Here is an 18,576-nt window from a genome sequence, read left to right as displayed (position 1 = left end):
CGGAGGGCGGCGACGCGATCGAGCGGACTCCGGTGCGAGGGCGGATGTGACGCGGACCCGGCCGCCGCACGCTCAGAACTTCAGCAGCACCTTGCCCACGCGGCCGGCCGTGTTGCTCGCCCGCACGGCATCGGAGGCGTCGGCGGCGTCGAACACGCCGGACACCGGGAGGGTGAGCGTGCCCTCGGTCACGCGCTGGATCAGCTCGCCGAACAGCGCACCCCGGGTGGAGGCGTCCATGGTCTGGATCACCTTGCTGCCCCAGAACCCCTTGACCGTCGCCTGCTTGAAGATGACGTCTCCGGAGGCGATCTCCATGGTGGGGGAGTTCATGGCGCCGAATGCGACGAGCGTGCCTCCCTCGCCGAGGAGCGACAGCACGTCGCCTGCGGAGCGGCCGCCCACCGAGTCGATGCCGAAGGCGACATGCGCCCCGCCGGTGATGTCGGCGACCCGGTCGCGCCAGTCGTCCTGATCGGTGGACACCACGTTCGCGATGCCCTGCTCGCGGAGCTCATCGACACCGGCTGCGCGACGCACGAGACCGATCACGTTCACACCCCGCGCGGCGCCGAGCTGGGCGAGCATGCGTCCGACCGCGCCGTTCGCCGCGTTCTGCACGATCCAGTCGCCCTTCTCGGCGCCGAGGAAGTGGAGCAGGCTGATGGTGCTGAACGGCATCGACACCAGCTGTGCCGCGCTCTCGTCGCTGAGGGAATCGGGGACGGCGATGAGCCCTGCGGCCTTCGCCACGACGTACTCCGCCCATGCGCCGAACGTGCCGCCTGTCGCGACCCGCTGACCGACGGCGAGGCCGTCGACTCCTTCGCCGAGCGCGTCGACGATGCCGAGCGCCTCGGTGCCGGATGCCGCCGGAAGCTCGGGCTTGAAGCCGTACGTGCCGCGGATGGTCCACAGGTCATGGTTGTGGATCGGCGACAGCACGATCTTGAGTCGCACCTCGCCGGGACCGGGGTCGGGGGTCGGGCGTTCGGAGACCGTCAGAACCTCTTCGGGATCGCCGAAGGTGTCGTGGGTGAGTGCGCGCATGATGTTCTCCTTGTGGGGTCGGTCGTGAGGGATGCTCGGGCGGATCAGTCGTCGGTGACGGTGATCGCGACGTCGATGTTGCCGCGCGTGGCGTTGGAGTAGGGGCACACCTTGTGGGCGGCGTCTGCGAGCGCCTGTGCCTGGTCGTGCGGAAGGTCGGGGATGACGACCTCGAGCTGCACGGCGAGCCCGAAGCCGCCCTCGCCGTTCCGGCCGATCTGCACACGAGCGCCGACGGAGGAGTCGGTGATCTTCACCTTCTGGGTGCGAGCGACGGACTGCAGCGCGGAGTGGAAGCACGCGGCATAGCCGGCGGCGAACAGCTGCTCGGGGTTGGCTCCGTCTCCGCTGCCGCCCATCTCCTTCGGGACCGCGAGGTCGAGGTCGAGGCGCCCTCCGTTCGCGGAGACGCGGCCGTCGCGGCCTGCTCCGGTGGCGAGTGCTTCGGCGGTGTAGAGAACGTCCATCGTGTGGACTCCTTTCGGTTGCGGTCAGTCGGCGCTCGCGCGCTCGGAGGCGGTGCGGGTCGAGGCCTCGCCGTGCAGTCGAGAGGTGAGATCTTGCAGCTCCGCGATCAGGCGGTGGCGCTGGTCGTCGTCGTGCATGCCGGCGAGTTCGGCGACTCTGCGGTGCACCGGCGCGACCTCCGAGCGCAGTGCGCTGCCCGCGTCGGTCAGCACGACGGTGACGATCCGCTCGTCGTCCGAGCTGCGCGTCCTGGACACGTAGCCGGCCTGCTCGAGGCGGCGCACGAGGGGGGAGAGGGTGCCGGAATCGAGCTGCATCGCGTCGCCGAGCGATCCGATCGTCTGCTCGCCCTCCATCCAGAGGATCACGAGGACCAGGTACTGCGGGTAGGTGAGTCCCCACGGCGCGAGGAGAGCACGGTACGCCTGGGTCGTCGCGCGCGCGGCGGAGTAGAGCGAGAAGCACACCATCTCATCGGTCACCGTCATGCAAAGAGTATTGCACGCAAGTATGTTGTGCACAACCTAGATTGCCACCAGTCGCGCGATGCGCAGGGAAGATGACGGAGCGGTGGAGGAGGGAGCATGACGCTCCCGCCCTCCACCGCGAGATCACGGGGGTTCGTCCGTGATCAGCCGGCCGCGGGTGCGAGCTCGTTCGGAGTCACGTCGAGCTCGGTGGTGGCGAGCACCTCGCCCGTCGTCAGATCCACCGCGTGCACGCTGTTCGCTGCGGGCTCGGTGACATAGGCGGTGTCACCCGAGACGACGATGGACGGGTGGGGATCCTGCCACTCGGCCGGGCTCTCCCACGCCTCGACGACCGGGAAGCTCTCGGTCACCGCACCGGTCTCGGGGTCGAGCACGTGGATCGAGCCGTCGGAGGCCAGGATGTACGCGAGGTCATCCGGACCGCGGACCACATCTCGGAAGGTGTACTCGACGCCCTCGGGCAGATCGACGACCTCGTAGGTCTTCGCCGCGGTGTCGATGAGCGTCACGGCGCTGAGCAGGTAGCCCTCGGCGTCCGGGTCGTTCTTGTAGTCGCCGACGACGATCGGGCTGGTCTCGCTCACCCAGGCGTTCCCCATGCGGCCGTATGGCTGATCGGGTGCGGTGAGCTTGGTGATCTGTCCATCCGTGTAGAGGAGGGCGCCGTCCTCGCACCCGAACACCACCGCCTCGGAGGCGGCGGTGCCTTCGCCGTGCACGCCCGGGCACTGGTCCGACGAAGCGATCTCGGTGCCGTCGGAGTCGGTGACCACGATGCCGCTGCGACCGTCGGCGTTGCCGACCGTCGTGAGGAAGGTGCCGTCCTCGAGCAGGACCGACACTCCGTGGTGGGCGTCGACGCCCTCGACCGTGCGCGTCTCGGGCAGCCCGTCTGAGCCGCCGAGGTCGGCGGTCTCGAAGATCGTGGTGTCGCTCGTGCCGTCGGCGTAGAGGATCGTCTTGTCGCCGTGGCGCACCACGTGTCCGGGGGCGTCGGCAGCGAACACGTCGTCCGTGAGCTCCGGCTCATCGGGGGAGCCCGCAGCGGTGTCCAGCACCTGGAAGCCCTCGCTCATCGTCACCATGACGTGACGCCCGTCGCCCGCGGGATTCAGTCGGGTGAACGGCTCGGACTCGAAGTCCGCGAGGGTCTCGAGCGTCTCGCCGTCGAGCACGAGGATGCCGCCGTCGTACGAGATCGCGACCCGCGGGCCGGCTGCCGGGGGTGCCGAGTCGGCAGTGCCGGCCGGGGTGGCCGCGCTCGACGAGCACGACGCCAGCGCGACGACGGCGCCGAGTGCAAGGGCGCCGACCGCCGCTCTGCGCAGAGGGGAGGTTTTCATTCCGGATCTTCTTTCTTCTTGGTGGGAGGTCTCACGGTGTGAGACCCGAGACGATGCGTTCGGTGTTGACGCGCATCATGGTCAGGTAGTCGGGGGCGCCGCCCTCGTCGTCGGTGAGCGACTCGGTGAAGAGCTCTGTGACGTCGACGTGCACGTCGGCTTCGGCGGCGAGTGCCTGGACGAGCCGATCCGGAGAGGAGGACTCGGCGAAGATCGTCGGCACGCCTGTCTCGTCGATCGCATCGACGAGGTCGGCCAGGTCTGAGGCGGACGGCGCGGCGAGCGTCGTACCACCGGGGATCACGGCACCCACGATCGTGAAGTCGAAGCGCTCGGCGAGGTAGCCGAACACGTGATGATTGGTCACGAGTGCGCGGCGTCCGTCGGGGATGGAGGCGAACGCGGTGCTCATCTCGTCGTCGAGGGAGGACAGTTCGCTGCGGTACTCGGCGACGCCTGTCGTCAGCGCATCGACGTCGATCCCCTCGATGTCGGCGAGCACCGGTTCGAGCGCATCGATCACATCGATCATGCGTGCAGGGTCGGTCCAGAAGTGCGAGTCCGGCATCCCGATGGCGTCGCCCGTGCTGTAGTCGAGGACGTCGATCGCGTCGCCGGCCGTGAACACGGGCACGTCGGTCGCCGCAGCGGCATCGAGGTGCTGCTGCAGGCCCTCTTCGAGACCGAGGCCGTTCGAGACGATCAGGTCGGCTCCCCGCAGGGCGGCCGCCTCCTGAGCCGAGATCTCGAACGAGTGCGGGTCGGCGTTCGGTTTCATGAGGGTCACGACCCGCGCCTGGTCGCCCACGATCTTCTCGACGACATCGCCGAGGATGTTCGTGGACACCATGACCAGCGGGCGTTCATCGTCGTCCGGCGCACAGCCGACGAGCGGAAGGGCGGCGAGTCCGAGCGCCGCGAAGACTGCGAGGAGGCGGGTGGGGCGCATGCTTCAGCGTCCTGTCTCGGCGACGAACGCCGGTTCGGTGGCGGTGTCGAAGACGCGAGCGATGCGCGCACCGTCGGCGAAGTCGATCTCGTACAGTCGCCGTTCGGCAGGCGCGCTGAGATAGGCGCGGTGCTGGTCGGCGATGAGGGTCGGCGACAACCCCGCCGAGAGGGAGTCGCCGACGAGCGCCTCGGTCTCGGTGACCAGAGATGCGTCCTGCGCGCTGAGCACGAGCATCCGTCCGTCCTGCGCCAGAGCGAGCAGATGCCCCTCCTCGTCGTCCACCGCCGTCACGTGAGCGAGCGGCACGGGCGAGGTGAGCAGCGTCCACGAGCGTTCGCGGGTGCCGAGCAGGCGGATGTCGGTCGGCCCCGCGAGAGCGGCGACGGTGGGACGGCCCTCCCGATTGTCGAAGGATCCGATCGACGACGGCCCGACGCCCTGCGGGTACGGGATGCTCTCGACGCTCAGCGCGCCGTCGTCGACGCGGGCGAGCAGTGCACCGTCTGCGCAGCCGATGACGGCGCCGACGCGCGTCGTGATCGTCCCGGACGCTGCCGGACAGGGGTGCACGAGGCCGGTCGGTCCGCCACTGGAGTCGTAGCCGATCACGGACGTGGCTTCACCGCCCTCGCTCCGGGTCACGAGTGCGAACGACCCGATGGGGACGACCAGGCCGTCGTGGGGTTCGCGCTCCAGTCGGAACAGCTCGTGGATCTCGCCCCTGGACAGGGCTTCGGTGTCGAGGAGCACAGCATCGCCGGAGTCGGCGAACGACAGACCGGTCCCGCCCGAGGTCGAGCTGTTGGTCGTGGCGACCGTCGCACTCCCATGGCCTCCGACCGTGCCCAGCAGTCGGGGCGCGGCACGGTAGTAGTGGAAGTGGTCGACGTGATCCCATGTCCAGACGCCGCTGTCGACGATCTCGACACCGCTTCCGGAGTCCGCGAAGAGATAGCGCCCGTCGGTGGCCATCGCGGACGGCGGCGCCACGGTTCCCAGGTCGGTGACGCTTTCGTCGAGAAGGTCGAGGTGGGCCACCTGGCCACCTGCGTCGATCGTGGTGAGGCCGAGCGGGGGTTCGGCGACCTCCTCAGCTCCCTCGACCGCGCCATGGCCCGCGGTGCCCGATTCGGAAGCCGGGTCGGCGGCCGGGTCGACGCTCGCATCTCCCGCGCAGGCGGACAGGGACAGAGCGAGAGTGCCGACGACGACGAGGGTGGTGATGCGAGAGCGCACGGGTGCCTTTCGGAGAGGGGAGGGCGACGGAATCACCGGGACAGTGCGGGGGCGGGGGTGCGGGCGAACCGACGGGCCGAGCCGATCGCCGCGCGCATCGCCGCCGACGCGCCGGCGAGCACGATGGCTGCTGCGGCGACCGAGGCGCCGGCGGCAGTCGCGAGGTGCCAGGAGGCGAGGAGACCGAGGGCGACGGACGCCACGCCGAACACGCACGCGACGAGCATCCGGGTGGGGATGCGCGTGGTCCAGTGACCGGCTGCGACCGCCGGCGCCAGCAGCAGGCCCACGACGAGCATCGAGCCGACGGCCTGGTAGGACGCGACGACCGCGAGGGTCACGAGTGCCACGAGAGCGCCCTGCGCGGCGCGAGGACGCAGCCCCAGCACCGACGCGATCCGGGTGTCGAAAGCGAGGGCGACGAAGGAGCGGTGGCACACGACGGCGATGATCAGGCCCGCAGCGGCGGCCGCGGCGAGCAGCAGCAGATCGTTCTCGGTGATCGCCAGGATGTCGCCGAACAGGATGGCGGTCGCGTCAGTCGCGAAGCTTCCCGAATGCGAGATGACGATCACGCCGAGCGCCAGCATCGAGACGAACAGCAGTCCGATGCTGGTGTCGTACGAGAGTCGCGCCCGGCGCTGCAGGGCGCTGATGCCCACGCTCATGGCCATCGCGCTGAGCGCACCGCCGACGAGCACCGGGAGCCCGGCCACCGTGGCCAGCGCCACGCCCGGGAGCATCCCGTGTGCGAGGGCCTCGCCCAGGAAGGCCATGCCCCGGATCACGACCCAGGTGCCGACGACTCCGCACAGCACCGCCACCAGGGCGCCACCGATCATGCCCCGTTGGACGAAATCGAGGGCGAGCGGCGCGAGGGCCAGGGAGAGCGGATCTGTCACGGTTCCCGACTGTATCCGTAAATGAGAATGATTATCAAACTCGTATAGTGGGACTCATGACTTCTTCCGCCGTCGACCGTGCGCAGGCCGCCGTTCTCACCGACATCCACGTCGCCCTTGGCGGGAAAGACGTCCTGCGAGGGGTGGACCTCGCGCTGCGGGGAGGCGAGATGGTGGTGATCGCGGGTCCGAACGGTGCCGGCAAATCGACGCTCCTCGAGGTGCTCGCCGGGGTCCGTGACGCGCGGGTCGGCGCGAGGTCGGTCCGCGGCTCCCTCGCATTCGTCCCGCAGCGCACCGGAATCCCGGAGCGGCTGCCCGTCACGGCGCGCGAGGTGGTGAGCATCGGCACCTGGGGGCGTCTCGGGTGGTGGCGTCGCACGGATGCCGCGGCACGCGAGCTCATCGACCGGTCGATGACGCGACTCGCGATCGACCAGCTCGCATCCGCTCCCTTCGCGACGCTGTCGGGCGGTCAGCAGCAGCGCGCACTTCTCGCACAGGGCCTTGCGAGATCGGCAGACCTGCTGCTGCTCGACGAGCCGACGACGGGCCTCGACGCCAAGAGCGCGATGTTGATCCGCGGTGCTCTGCGCGACGAGGCCCGTCGCGGGGTCGCCGTCGTCTGCGTCTCGCACGACACCGCGCTGCTCGAAGACGCGGATCGTCTGGTCCGATTGTCGGAGGGGGAGCTGGTGACGGCCGACGATCCGCACGGAGTGGGGCTGGACGCAGAGGGGGCCCGCGACGAGACTGGACCCAGCGTCACTGCAGGCGCCCCACGACAAGAGGAGCGGTCATGACCTACCGAGTCGGTTACTTCGTCGGAAGTCTCTCATCCACCTCCATCAATCGCACCCTGGCGAAGGCGCTGATCGGGCTCGCGCCGGAGGACCTCGAGTTCTTCGAGATCTCGATCCGCGATCTCCCGCTCTACAGTCAGGACTACGACGAGGACTACCCGCCGGTCGCGGTGGAGCTGAAGGAGGCGATCGACTCGGCGGATGCCGTGCTCTTCGTCACGCCGGAGTACAACCGGTCGATTCCGGGCGGACTCAAGAACGCGATCGACTGGGCATCCCGGCCCTGGGGACAGAACTCGTTCGATCACATCCCCGCCGCGGTGATCGGCGCATCCGTCGGTGCGATAGGCACGGCGGTCGCGCAGCAGAGCCTGCGCGGTGTGCTGAGCTTCTGCAACGCCCGGCAGATGACGGCCCCGGAGGCCTACATCCAGTTCGTCCCCGACGATTACGCCGAGGACGGCACGGTCAAGAACGCGGGCACCGCGACATTCCTGAGCGACTACATGGCAGAGTTCCGCGACCATATCGAACGGGTGCTCACGGTCCTGCCCCGCTCGACGACCGATTCCGCGGACGCCTGAGCGCCCCGGGTCCCTCGACCACTCACGAGAAAAGCCGCCTGGTTCCAGGCGGCTTTTCTCGTGACACGGATTCTGCGGATGAGCTGTCGCTCGTCACGCATTCACCCCATGTGCCCCCGACAGGAGTCGAACCTGCGACCTACGGTACCGGAAACCGGCGCTCTATCCACTGAGCTACGGAGGCGTACCGGTCGACAATATCACTGCTCGGCGGTCGTCTCCGACCCGGCCTCGGTCACGGGCGCGTCGCCGAGTTCGACGAGCGCCGCAGCGAGCTTCTCGGCGAGGTAGCGGTGACCGTCGGTCGAGGGGTGTTTGCGACCGAGATCGACATCGATCACAGACAGGTAGTTCTGCTCGGTGATCCAGTTCTGTGCGATGGGGGAGACGTACCACCAGCCCCGGGCGGCGGCCAGTTCCGCGAGATCCCCGTCGATGCGCGCGGTGCCTGCGCCCACCGGGAGTTCGTGCGGCGCGGGCCCGAGCACCACGATCGTGGCATCCGGGTACTTCGCCGACAGGGCATCCCAGGCGGCGGTGACCGCCTCGCGGTATCCGGTCTCTCCCTGCTCCCGGTCGTTGATCGACCCCTGCACGATGATGAGGTCGGGAGCGAGGGCCGGGTCGAGCGCTGCGATGCGCTCGCCGAACGCGGGTCCGTCCAGGCCCGGCTTCAGGTAGCCGCTGCCGCGCACACCGTTCACGATCGTCTCGCCGTCGATGAGGTCGGCCAGCACATATGCGTAGCCCTCGGTCGGCAGCGTGGCCGCGGACCCGTACGTCCATGAGTCTCCGAAGACGAGCACGGTGGGCTCTTCGGGCAGCAGGAGCGGCGCGGGCGAGATCGCGACCGCGTCTTCACCGGCGGATGCCGCACCGACGGGAGCGGTGGTCGGTGCCGGAGTCCACGGCCGCAGCACCCCGAGGACCACTGCCGCGACGGCCAGGACGATCGCCACGGCTACGCCTGCGAGAGGCAGGCGGCGGCGGGTGATCGCGGGACGCATGGCATGACTGTAGATCACGAATCCCGCGACGCAAATTCCGACGCGTGTCGAGCCGTAAACTGGGTTGCCTATGACTCCTGAAACGCTCGCCGAAGCCCTCCTCGCCGTTCTCGCACCGATCGCCGAGGAACGTCGTCCCGGCGAGCCGCTCGCCGTCGCCGCGTCCGACATCGTGTTCGAGCGTCCGCGCAATCGCGATCACGGCGACTGGGCGTCGAACATCGCGATGCGTCTCGCGAAGCCGCTCGGCACGAATCCCCGCGAGCTCGCCCAGCAGATCGCCGACGGCCTCGAGCACGTCGACGGCGTGCAGAGCGCCGAAGTGGCCGGCCCCGGGTTCATCAACATCCGACTCGACGCGGCAGCCGCCGGCGCACTCGCGAAGGTCATCGTCGAGGCGGGGTCCGCCTACGGACACAATGACGCCCAGGCCGGTCGCAGCATCAACATCGAGTTCGTGAGCGCGAACCCGACCGGGCCCCTGCACATCGGCCACACGCGCTGGGCGGCGCTCGGCGACGCGATCGCCCGTGTGCTCGCCGCGTCCGGTGCGACGGTGGCGCGGGAGTACTACATCAACGACGCCGGCGTGCAGATGGAGCGCTTCGCGCACTCGGTTCTGGCTGCCGTCAAGGGCGAACCGGCCCCGGAAGGCGGGTACGCCGGCAGTTACATCGCAGACCTCGCGACCCGCGTCCTCGCCGCGCGGCCGGATCTGCTCGAACTCGCACAGGACGAGCAGGTGCTCGTGACACGTGAGCTCGCCTACGGATTCCAGCTGGAGGAGCAGAAGGAGTCGCTCGCGAAGTTCAACGTCGACTTCGACGTGTGGTTCTCCGAGCGCACGCTGCACGCGAAGGACGCGGACGGAGTCAGCTTCGTCGATCGCGCCGTCGACCGTCTGCGCGAGCAGGGGCATGTGTTCGACGACGACGGTGCGGTGTGGGTGCGCACCACCGATTTCGGCGACGACAAGGATCGCGTGATCCGTCGCTCCAACGGCGAGTACACCTACTTCGCCGCCGACGCCGCCTATTACCTCAACAAGGGCGATCGTGGCTTCGAGTACAAGCTCTACCTGTTGGGTGCCGACCACCACGGGTACGTGCACCGCCTCAAGGCGATCGCGGGAGCGGCGGGCGAGGACCCGGAGAAGAACGTCGAGGTGCTGATCGGGCAGCTCGTCTCGGTCGGAGGCGCTCGCCTCAGCAAGCGCGCGGGGAACATCATCGAGATGGACGACCTGCGCGAATGGCTCGGCACCGATGCGCTGAGGTACTCCCTCGAGCGCTCGCCCGCGGATTCTCCGCTCGCTCTCGACCCCGAACTCCTGCAGAAGCGCACGAACGACAACCCCGTCTTCTACGTGCAGTACGCCCACGCGCGCACGCACAACGTGGCACGCAACGCTGCCGAGTCGGGTGTCGACCGCTCGGAGTTCGCCCCCGAGACGCTGACGCACGAGACCGAGGCCGCTCTGCTCGGTGCCCTGCAGGAGTTCCCGCGCATCGTCGCTTTCGCGGCGGAGGTGCGTGAGCCGCACCGGGTCGCACGCTATCTCGAGGAACTCGCGGGCCTCTACCACCGCTGGTACGACAACTGCCGTGTGATCCCTCAGGGCGACGACCCGATCGAAACCGTGCACCGCACGCGCCTCTGGCTCAACGACGCCTCGGGTCAGGTGTTCCGCAACGGTCTGGACCTGCTGGGCGTCTCGGCGCCCGAGCGCATGTAGCACGTCGGTCCGGCGGTCGGGCGTAGGGCAGGATGGCAGCATGAGCGACGACAATCCCACGCTGCCGTATCCCTCGGCCGACTCCGAGCATCCGACGCTCGTGGTGCCCGGCAACGGAGCGGATGCCGCTCCGCGGGCGACGCGGCGACGCCGTCGCTGGCCATGGGTGCTCGCGATCGTGTTCGTGGTGCTGATCGCGCTCGTGATCGCTGCGGAGTTCATCGCCAGGGCGGTGCTCCCCGGCGTCGTGCGATCGATCGTGATCGAACAGCTCGATCTGCCCGGCGATCAGCAGCTCGATGTGCAGGCCGACGGCATCCTGCTGCCGCAGCTCGTCGCCGGCCGTCTGGACACTCTGCGGCTCTCGACCGAATCGGTCACGCTCGAGGGACTCACCGGGGCCGTGGACGTCACGGCTCAGGGGGTGCCGCTGCGCGGCGGAGACCTCTCGGGAGCGACGGGCACGATCCGCGTGGACGAGTCGCAGTTCACGACTCTGCTCGCCGACACCGATCTCCCCGTCGACACGGTCGTCTTCGACGCACCGAACGTCACCGCGTCGGGCTCGGTCAGCGTGTTGGGGGCTGCGATCCCGATCTCTCTCACCGTGGAGCCCGGTGTCGCCGACGGCGACCTCGAGCTGACGCCGGTGGGGCTCACCGTCGGCGGCCTCGAGATCGACGCCGCGGAGGTGGGGTCGTCGCTGGGCGCGCTCGGGGCGACACTGACGCAGACCCAGCGACTGTGCATCGCGGATCAGCTGCCCGCGGGCCTCACGCTCACGGGCCTCGATATCGAGGGCAGTGTGGCCGTGATCGACGTCGACGTCGACGGAGCGATCACCACCGACGCGAGCCTGCAGGAGCCCGGAGTCTGCCCGCAGAGGTGAGGCTCAGTCGCCCGTCTGGGCGACTCCGCGCGCGTCCCGCTCCGCCTGCTGCGCCGACCGGAGCGTCGCCGTGGCGAGGGCCACTTCTGCTTCCGCTCGCTGCACGCGCCTCTGCTCGAAGGTCGTCGCACCGAAGCGGGCGTGCACGCGGTCGTGGCGCTCCTCCTCGGAGGTGACGATGTAGGCGCACGAGACGAGGATCACCTGAGTCGACAGGTTCAACCAGATCAGCAGCGCGAGCAACGAGGCGAAGGATGCCAGCAGCGGGTTGCTCGTGGCGCCTCCGACGAAGAGACTCGAGAGCTCCTGCAGCACGAGCAGACCCACGCCGCCTGCGAGGGCCCCTGACCACCGGGAACGGGCCGACGCGGAGACGCCCGAGAGCAGCCGGAAGACCCCCGCGATCAGCACGGTGTTGAGCGCCAGGACGACGACGAGAGAGACGATCCTGACGCTCCAGGTGGCCACGGGCGAGTCCGCATCGAGTCCGATGAGCCCGGTGATCCATGTGATGCCGAGGCGCCCCACGAAGGTCACGGCGGCAGACGCCACGAAGAGCACCGCGACGCCCACGGCGAGCAGGAGGTTGCGGAGCATGACCCAGATGAAGAGGATGTCGTCCTGAGCGGTGCCGGAGATCACTCGCACCGCGGTGCGCAGGGAACCCACTGCGCTGAGAGCCGAGCCCGCGAGAGCGATCGCCGAGACGAGGCCCGCGAGCGACAGCGACAGCGGCACGCGCAGGTCGTCGGGGTCGATCACCCCGCCGTCGCCGATGAGCCCCGGAACCACGGACTGCACGGCATCGATGATCGCGCGCCATGCCTCGGGATTGCCGGCGAGCCAGAGCGCGGCGATCGAGAAGCCGAGCAGCACGGCGGCGAACACGCTGAACAGGGCGCGATAGGTGACGCTGTCGGCGAGCATCGGACCACGACGCTCGCTGTACAGCAGCACGGCACGTACGGGACGACGCTCGAGCGCCCAGCGGATCGCGTTCCTGCTCAGCCGTGCGATCGCGCCCGGTGACTCAGCCTTCTGGGGCGGGGTATCTGTGCTCATCGTGTTCCACACTACGAGGCGTCGGGGGTGGCACACAGGGGGTTGACGCGGACCGTCACCATGGCGGGGGCGGCATACCGGGTGCCCTAGAATCGGGGTCAACCTCACGCTGCGCCCTCGCGTCGAGACCGTCCCACGATTGGTGTTCCGTGCATTCCCCTGTCGACTCGCTCGCCCCGGACTGGCTCGTCGTCCCCGACGACGTGAACGAACTCCCCACTGCGGTGTGGCCGGCGTCGGCCGGGCGCAGCGACGACGGCGCGCTCATGATCGCAGGCATCACCGCCACGGAGCTCGCGCAGACCTACGGCACCCCGTTGCTGGTGCTCGACGAAGACGAAGTACGGTCACGGGCGCGGGCGTTCCGCACGGCGTTCGACGAGGCCGCGGCCGATCACGGCACCACGGCACAGGTGTACTACGCGGGCAAGGCGTTCCTCAGCACGGTCGTCGCCCGCTGGGTCGTCGAGGAGGGATTGCGCGTCGACGTGTGCACCGGAGGCGAGCTCGAGGTCGCTCTCGCCGCGGGTGTCGCTGCATCGTCGCTCGGATTCCACGGCAACAACAAGTCGCTGGCCGAACTCACGCGTGCGGTCGAGGTCGGTGTCGGCACGATCATCGTCGACAGTGCGATCGAGATCGAGCGTCTCGCCGCGATTACGGCCCGTACCGGTGCGACGCAGCGCGTTCTCGTGCGCGTGATCAGCGGGGTGCACGCCGAGACGCACGACTTCCTCGCCACCGCTCACGAGGACCAGAAGTTCGGCTTCCCGCTCGCGGACGCGGAGGCGGCCGTGGCGCGGATCCGAGACATCCCCGGGCTCGACTTCGTCGGCCTCCACTGTCACATCGGCTCTCAGATCTTCGGGGTCGCGGGCTTCCGCGAGTCTGCCGAGCGGGTTCTCGAGCTCCACGCGGCTCTGCTCGACGAGGGACCCGTGCCGCACCTCAACCTGGGCGGCGGCTTCGGCATCGCCTACACGAGCGTCGACGACCCCACGCCCATCGAGACGCTCGCGGGGGAGATCGTGGCGGCCGTGGCGGAGGGCTGCGCCGCGCGAGGCATCGCGGTGCCCGCTCTGTCGTTCGAGCCGGGACGCGCGATCGTCGGCACGGCGGGCGTGACCATCTACGAGGTCGGCACGGTCAAGGACGTCGAGCTGGGGTCGGGCTTCGGACGCACGTACATCAGCGTCGACGGCGGGATGAGCGACAACGCCCGCCCGGCCCTCTACGGCGCGCAGTTCTCGGCCCGACTCGCCTCGCGGCTCGGCGTCGGGGCTCCTCAGCTCAGTCGCGTCGTCGGCAAGCACTGCGAGTCGGGGGACATCGTCGTCGATCACGAATACCTCCCGGATGACGTGTCACCCGGCGACCTGCTCGCGGTTCCCGCCACAGGGGCCTACTGCGCGTCCCTCGCGAGCAACTACAACCACGTGCCCCGCCCGCCGATCGTCGCCGTGCGCGACGGACGATCCACGGTCATCGTGCGCGGCGAGACCATCGCCGACGTGCTGTCCCGCGACGCCGGGATTCCCCGGCCATGATCGAACGCCCGAGCCGCTGAGACCCACCGGCGGATCCGCGATCCGGCGATGCACCACCCGAACCACCCTCCGAAGGAGAAGCAATGACGACTGAGTACCGACGACTTCGCGTGGCGCTGCTGGGCGCCGGAGCGGTCGGCTCCCAGGTCGCAGCGCTCCTGCTGCGCCACGGCGACGAGCTCGCCGACCGCGCGGGCGCAGCGCTCGAGCTGGCGGGCATCGCGGTGCGCGACCTCGACGCGCCGCGCGACACGGATCTGCCGAGAGAGCTGTTCACGACCGACGCGGAGTCTTTGATCCTCGGTTCCGACATCGTCATCGAGCTCATGGGCGGCATCGAGCCCGCACGCACCAGCATCCTTCAGGCGATCGGCTCCGGCGCAGACGTCGTGACCGCGAACAAGGCCCTGCTCGCCACGCACGGTCCCGAGCTCTTCGAGGCGGCTGATCGTGTCGGCGCATCCGTGTACTACGAAGCCGCCGCGGCGGGAGCGATCCCCATCATCCGCCCGCTGCGCGATTCGCTCGCCGGCGACCGGGTCGTGCGCATCATGGGCATCGTGAACGGCACGACCAACTACATCCTCGATCGCATGGAGACGGAGGGCGCCGATTTCGGCGACGTCCTCGCCGATGCTCAGCGACTCGGGTATGCCGAAGCTGATCCGACCGCCGACGTCGAGGGCTTCGACGCCGCGCAGAAGGCGGCGATCCTCGCGAGTCTGGCCTTCCACACCGCCGTTCCCCTCGACGCGGTGTACCGCGAGGGGATCACCTCGGTCACCGCGTCGATGATCGAGGAGGCTCGTTCGGCGGGCTTCGTGATCAAGCTCCTCGCGGTCTGCGAGCGCATCGAGGCCAACGGCAACGAGTCCATCTCGGTGCGCGTGTACCCGGCCCTCATCCCGAACTCGCACCCGCTTGCGGCGGTGCACGGCGCCAACAACGCGGTGTTCGTCGAGGCGGAGGCCGCGGGTTCGCTCATGTTCTACGGTGCGGGCGCCGGCGGCGTGCAGACGGCATCGGCGGTCCTCGGCGACGTGGTGTCGGCGGCACGCCGGCACATCGCCGGAGGAGTCGGCGTGGGCGAGTCGACGAGGGCCAATCTTCCCGTGGTCCCGATCGGCCATGTCACCACCCGCTATCAGATCACTCTCGAGGTCTCTGATTCGCCCGGCGTGCTGGCGACGGTCGCCGGCATCCTCAGCGACGGCGACGTCTCGGTCGCGACCGTCGTGCAGACCGTCGAAGGGGAGGACGAGACCACCGCACGTCTCGTGATCGGCACCCACCGCGCGACCGACCAGGCGCTGAGCGCGACCGTTGACGCCCTGGCCGACAGCTCCGTCGTCGAGCGCGTGGTCTCCGTGCTGCGCGTGGAGGGCGAGTGACGATGGCAGAGGGGCGCACGGTCGAGGTGACCGTTCCGGCGACCAGCGCCAACCTGGGTCCGGGTTTCGACACGCTCGGTCTCGCCCTCAGCATCTACGACACACTGCTCGTGACCGAGCTGCCGGCAGGCAGGCTCGAGATCGACGTCACCGGCTCCGGTGCGAGCGAGATCCCCCGGGACGAGACGAACCTCATCGTGCGCACGATCGCGCACGTCTACGCCGACGTGGATCGTCCGCTCCCGGGCCTGCGCATCGTCGCGGAGAACGGTGTGCCTCACGGGCGCGGACTCGGATCGTCCGGGGCTGCCGTGACCGCCGGGATCCTCGCGGCCAAGGGTCTGCTCGAGGGCGATGTCGAGATCAGCGACACCGACATGCTGCGACTCGCCACCGAGATCGAGGGTCACCCCGACAATGTCGCCCCGGCGCTGTTCGGCGGCCTCACCATCGCCTGGATGGGGGAGCGCGGTCCGCAGCACAAGAAGCTGCTCGTGCACCGCGGCGTGTCTCCGCTCGTGCTCGTGCCGTCGTACACCATGTCGACGTCGAAGGCGCGCTCGCTGCAGCCGCCCCACGTCTCGACGGCGGACGCGGTCTTCAACGTCTCGCGGTCCGCTCTGCTGATCGCCGCCCTGATGCAGAGCCCGGAGCTGCTGCTCGACGCGACGGCCGACCGTCTTCACCAGGACTATCGCGCCGAGGCCATGCCCGAGACGCGACGTCTGGTGCAGGCGCTTCGGAGCGCGGGGTTCGCGGCAGTCGTCTCGGGGGCGGGGCCCAGCGTGCTGGTGCTGGCCGACGGCCCCGGCAGCCGTCAGGACGCCGTCGAACTCGCCGAGTCGACCACCGACACCCCGTGGGAAGCGCTGCTGCTCGCAGTCGACGTCCGTGGTGGTACAGTGGGGAACCGAGCGGAGGGCTCCACGTAACTGCGTGAATCTGGCCCCATTGCAAATCTGCAAGACCCGCACGTGAATCCCTGACGCATCGATCCTTCTGAGAGCCCAGTCCTCTTCGTCGGCTCGGTGACAAGGCTTGCCGGCACCGAGTGTCGGCCCGTGCGACCGCGCGCAGCACCCGTTGTGCGCGTACCGCTCATGTCTTCGAGACCAAAGAGGGAGTACTCGTGGAGAATTTCTCCGAGACCCAGAACGATCAGGCGGCGCCCGCCGCTGATGCCCCGGCGAAGGCCGTGAGCTCCGACGCCGCATCCGGTGCCGCCGTGACCGAGAAGGCGCCGCCGCGCAAGCGCGCACCGCGCCGGGCGACCACTGCCACCGCCGCGGCCAAGGCCGACAAGGCGACGGCTGAGGCCGACACGGCTCCCGCGGCGTCGGAGAAGCCTGCCGGCGACGCCCCCGCCGCAGAGTCTGCCGACGCGCCCAAGGCCAAGGCCCCGCGACGCAGCCGCGCGAAGAAGGCGGATGCCGACGCTCCTGCACCCGCTGCAGAGTCCGGATCCGCTGCGAACGCCGCTGAGCCTGTCGCTGCTCCGGCCGCGTCGGCCGCAGGTGACGGCGCCGAGTCCTCGGACGAGCCGAAGAAGCCCAGCCGGGGCCGTCGCACCGCCAAGAAGCCCGCCGCCGAGGCGGAGGCGTCCGGTGCGGACAACTCCGGTGCGGACAAGTCCGGCCCCGAGAAGCAGGCAGCCGACAAGCCCGCGCCCCAGGCGTCCGCCGACGACGCGTCAGGGGCGAACCGTCCCTCCGAGACCGCAGGCGACTCCGCCGACGGCGACGAGCAGGGCGGTCGGGGTCGCAACCGGAGCCGCAGCCGCAACCGCGGCCGCGGCCAGAACAGCGGCGCTCAGGCGCAGCCCGAGCAGCAGCCGAGCGCTCCTGCCGACGACGACCAGTCCTCGGGCAACGGACGCAACCGTCAGCGCAACAAGCGCCGCGGCGGAGCGCCGACCGACGAGTTCGACACCGAGATCGGCGAGGACGACGTCCTGATCCCGATCGCGGGCATCCTCGACGTGCTCGACAACTACGCGTTCGTGCGCACGACCGGCTACCTCGCCGGCCCCAGCGACGTCTACGTCTCGCTCGGACAGGTCAAGAAGTACAACCTCCGCAAGGGCGACGCGATCGTCGGCTCCATCAAGCAGCCGCGCGAAGGCGACCAGCAGGGACGCCAGAAGTACAACGCGCTGGTGAAGGTCGACTCGATCAACGGTCTGTCGATCGATGACGCCGCGACCCGAGTGGAGTTCGGCAAGCTCACCCCGCTCTACCCGCAGGAGCGCCTGCGTCTCGAGACGGCACCGGAGAAGCTGACGCAGCGGATCATCGACCTCGTCGCCCCGATCGGCAAGGGCCAGCGCGGTCTCATCGTCGCGCCGCCCAAGGCGGGAAAGACGATCGTGCTGCAGCAGATCGCCAACGCGATCGCGCAGAACAACCCCGAGGTCCACCTCATGGTCGTGCTGGTCGACGAGCGCCCCGAAGAGGTCACCGACATGGAGCGCACGGTCAAGGGCGAGGTCATCGCCTCGACGTTCGACCGCCCGGCCGAAGACCACACCACGGTCGCGGAGCTCGCGATCGAGCGCGCCAAGCGTCTCGTCGAGCTGGGCCGCGACGTCGTCGTGCTGCTCGACTCGATCACGCGTCTCGGCCGTGCCTACAACCTGGCCGCCCCTGCATCGGGCCGTGTGCTGTCCGGCGGTGTCGACGCCTCGGCGCTCTACCCGCCCAAGCGCTTCTTCGGCGCCGCGCGCAACATCGAGAACGGCGGATCCCTCACGATCCTCGCCACGGCTCTCGTCGAGACCGGCTCCAAGATGGACGAGGTCATCTTCGAGGAGTTCAAGGGCACCGGCAACAGCGAGCTGCGTCTGTCGCGCCAGCTCGCCGACAAGCGCATCTTCCCGGCCGTCGACGTCAACGCGTCGAGCACGCGCCGCGAAGAGATGCTGCTGTCGACCGACGAGGTCAAGATCACCTGGAAGCTGCGCCGTGCCCTCGCGGGCCTCGACCAGCAGCAGGCACTCGAGGTCGTGCTCGGCAAGCTCAAGGAGACCCACTCGAACGTGGAGTTCCTGGTGCAGATGCAGAAGTCGATGCCGACGCCGCCCGCAGGCGGCCACGGACACGACAGCAACATCCGCTGAG

The 18,576-nt window shown here is 69.4% G+C and carries 17 protein-coding genes and 1 tRNA gene; 8 read left to right on the top strand and 10 right to left on the bottom strand.

Features of this window, described 5'->3' with window-relative positions; all coding sequences use genetic code 11:
• Window positions 1-72 precede the first annotated feature (72 nt).
• The 7 genes from RWO82_RS01080 to aztB form a co-directional block, all read right to left on the bottom strand.
• The gene (locus RWO82_RS01080; RefSeq protein WP_314422237.1) at window positions 73-1,050 is read right to left on the bottom strand and encodes a zinc-binding dehydrogenase; all 978 of its coding nucleotides are present in this window, start codon (window positions 1,048-1,050) and stop codon (window positions 73-75) included.
• Between the two features lie 44 nt (window positions 1,051-1,094).
• Window positions 1,095-1,517 carry an organic hydroperoxide resistance protein gene (locus RWO82_RS01075; protein WP_314422236.1) on the bottom strand — a complete coding sequence of 141 codons (423 nt, stop codon included), beginning with the start codon at window positions 1,515-1,517 and terminating at the stop codon, window positions 1,095-1,097.
• Window positions 1,518-1,541: 24 nt separating this feature from the next.
• Entirely contained in the window at window positions 1,542-2,006 is a 465-nt protein-coding gene (locus tag RWO82_RS01070) for a MarR family transcriptional regulator (RefSeq protein WP_314422235.1), read from the bottom strand.
• A gap of 143 nt (window positions 2,007-2,149) precedes the next feature.
• Window positions 2,150-3,352 (bottom strand): zinc metallochaperone AztD, encoded by a 1,203-nt coding sequence (gene aztD, locus RWO82_RS01065; RefSeq protein ID WP_314422234.1) that lies wholly within the window; start codon window positions 3,350-3,352, stop codon window positions 2,150-2,152.
• Window positions 3,353-3,383: 31 nt separating this feature from the next.
• Window positions 3,384-4,301 (bottom strand): zinc ABC transporter substrate-binding protein AztC, encoded by a 918-nt coding sequence (aztC, locus tag RWO82_RS01060; RefSeq protein WP_314422233.1) that lies wholly within the window; start codon window positions 4,299-4,301, stop codon window positions 3,384-3,386.
• A 3-nt stretch (window positions 4,302-4,304) separates the two neighbouring features.
• Window positions 4,305-5,540 (bottom strand): ABC transporter, encoded by a 1,236-nt coding sequence (locus tag RWO82_RS01055; RefSeq protein WP_314422231.1) that lies wholly within the window; start codon window positions 5,538-5,540, stop codon window positions 4,305-4,307.
• Window positions 5,541-5,572: 32 nt separating this feature from the next.
• Entirely contained in the window at window positions 5,573-6,442 is an 870-nt protein-coding gene (gene aztB / locus RWO82_RS01050) for a zinc ABC transporter permease AztB (protein WP_314422229.1), read from the bottom strand.
• 56 nt (window positions 6,443-6,498) lie between these two features.
• On the opposite strand from aztB, the gene aztA reads away from it, so the two are divergent.
• Complete coding sequence (gene aztA / locus RWO82_RS01045; protein WP_314422228.1) at window positions 6,499-7,245, top strand: zinc ABC transporter ATP-binding protein AztA; 747 nt, start codon at window positions 6,499-6,501, stop codon at window positions 7,243-7,245.
• Entirely contained in the window at window positions 7,242-7,829 is a 588-nt protein-coding gene (locus RWO82_RS01040) for an NADPH-dependent FMN reductase (RefSeq protein WP_314422227.1), read from the top strand. Before aztA ends, RWO82_RS01040 begins: the two co-directional genes overlap by 4 nt.
• Window positions 7,830-7,940: 111 nt before the next feature.
• Here RWO82_RS01040 and RWO82_RS01035 read toward each other — a convergent pair.
• Window positions 7,941-8,013 (bottom strand) — tRNA-Arg (locus RWO82_RS01035).
• 16 nt (window positions 8,014-8,029) lie between these two features.
• Window positions 8,030-8,836 (bottom strand): SGNH/GDSL hydrolase family protein, encoded by an 807-nt coding sequence (locus RWO82_RS01030; RefSeq protein WP_314422225.1) that lies wholly within the window; start codon window positions 8,834-8,836, stop codon window positions 8,030-8,032.
• Between the two features lie 70 nt (window positions 8,837-8,906).
• Between RWO82_RS01030 and argS the strand changes: the two genes are divergently transcribed.
• A complete protein-coding gene (argS, locus tag RWO82_RS01025; protein WP_314422224.1) occupies window positions 8,907-10,571 on the top strand; it encodes an arginine--tRNA ligase in 1,665 nt (554 codons plus the stop codon).
• A gap of 40 nt (window positions 10,572-10,611) precedes the next feature.
• Window positions 10,612-11,460, top strand: a complete 849-nt coding sequence (locus RWO82_RS01020) for a DUF2993 domain-containing protein (protein ID WP_314422223.1) — start codon at window positions 10,612-10,614, stop codon at window positions 11,458-11,460.
• 3 nt (window positions 11,461-11,463) lie between these two features.
• Here the strand turns inward: RWO82_RS01020 and RWO82_RS01015 are convergent, their stop codons facing one another.
• A complete protein-coding gene (locus tag RWO82_RS01015) occupies window positions 11,464-12,522 on the bottom strand; it encodes a YihY/virulence factor BrkB family protein (RefSeq protein ID WP_314422222.1) in 1,059 nt (352 codons plus the stop codon).
• A 149-nt stretch (window positions 12,523-12,671) separates the two neighbouring features.
• Between RWO82_RS01015 and lysA the strand changes: the two genes are divergently transcribed.
• From lysA to rho, 4 genes are all read left to right on the top strand, one after another.
• Entirely contained in the window at window positions 12,672-14,069 is a 1,398-nt protein-coding gene (lysA, locus tag RWO82_RS01010; RefSeq protein WP_314422221.1) for a diaminopimelate decarboxylase, read from the top strand.
• Window positions 14,070-14,152: 83 nt separating this feature from the next.
• Window positions 14,153-15,460 (top strand): homoserine dehydrogenase, encoded by a 1,308-nt coding sequence (locus tag RWO82_RS01005; RefSeq protein ID WP_314422220.1) that lies wholly within the window; start codon window positions 14,153-14,155, stop codon window positions 15,458-15,460.
• 2 nt (window positions 15,461-15,462) lie between these two features.
• Window positions 15,463-16,392, top strand: coding sequence for a homoserine kinase (gene thrB, locus RWO82_RS01000; RefSeq protein WP_314422246.1), 930 nt, complete (start codon window positions 15,463-15,465; stop codon window positions 16,390-16,392).
• Between the two features lie 197 nt (window positions 16,393-16,589).
• On the top strand, window positions 16,590-18,575 hold the full coding sequence (rho, locus tag RWO82_RS00995; RefSeq protein WP_314422219.1) for a transcription termination factor Rho: 1,986 nt from the start codon (window positions 16,590-16,592) through the stop codon (window positions 18,573-18,575).
• Window position 18,576 lies beyond the last annotated feature (1 nt).

It is taken from the genome of uncultured Microbacterium sp. (assembly GCF_963521645.1).
Lineage (GTDB): Bacteria > Actinomycetota > Actinomycetes > Actinomycetales > Microbacteriaceae > Microbacterium.
The sequence above is the reverse complement of the archived record's forward strand: the minus strand, read 5'-3'. Positions and strand labels throughout refer to the sequence as shown.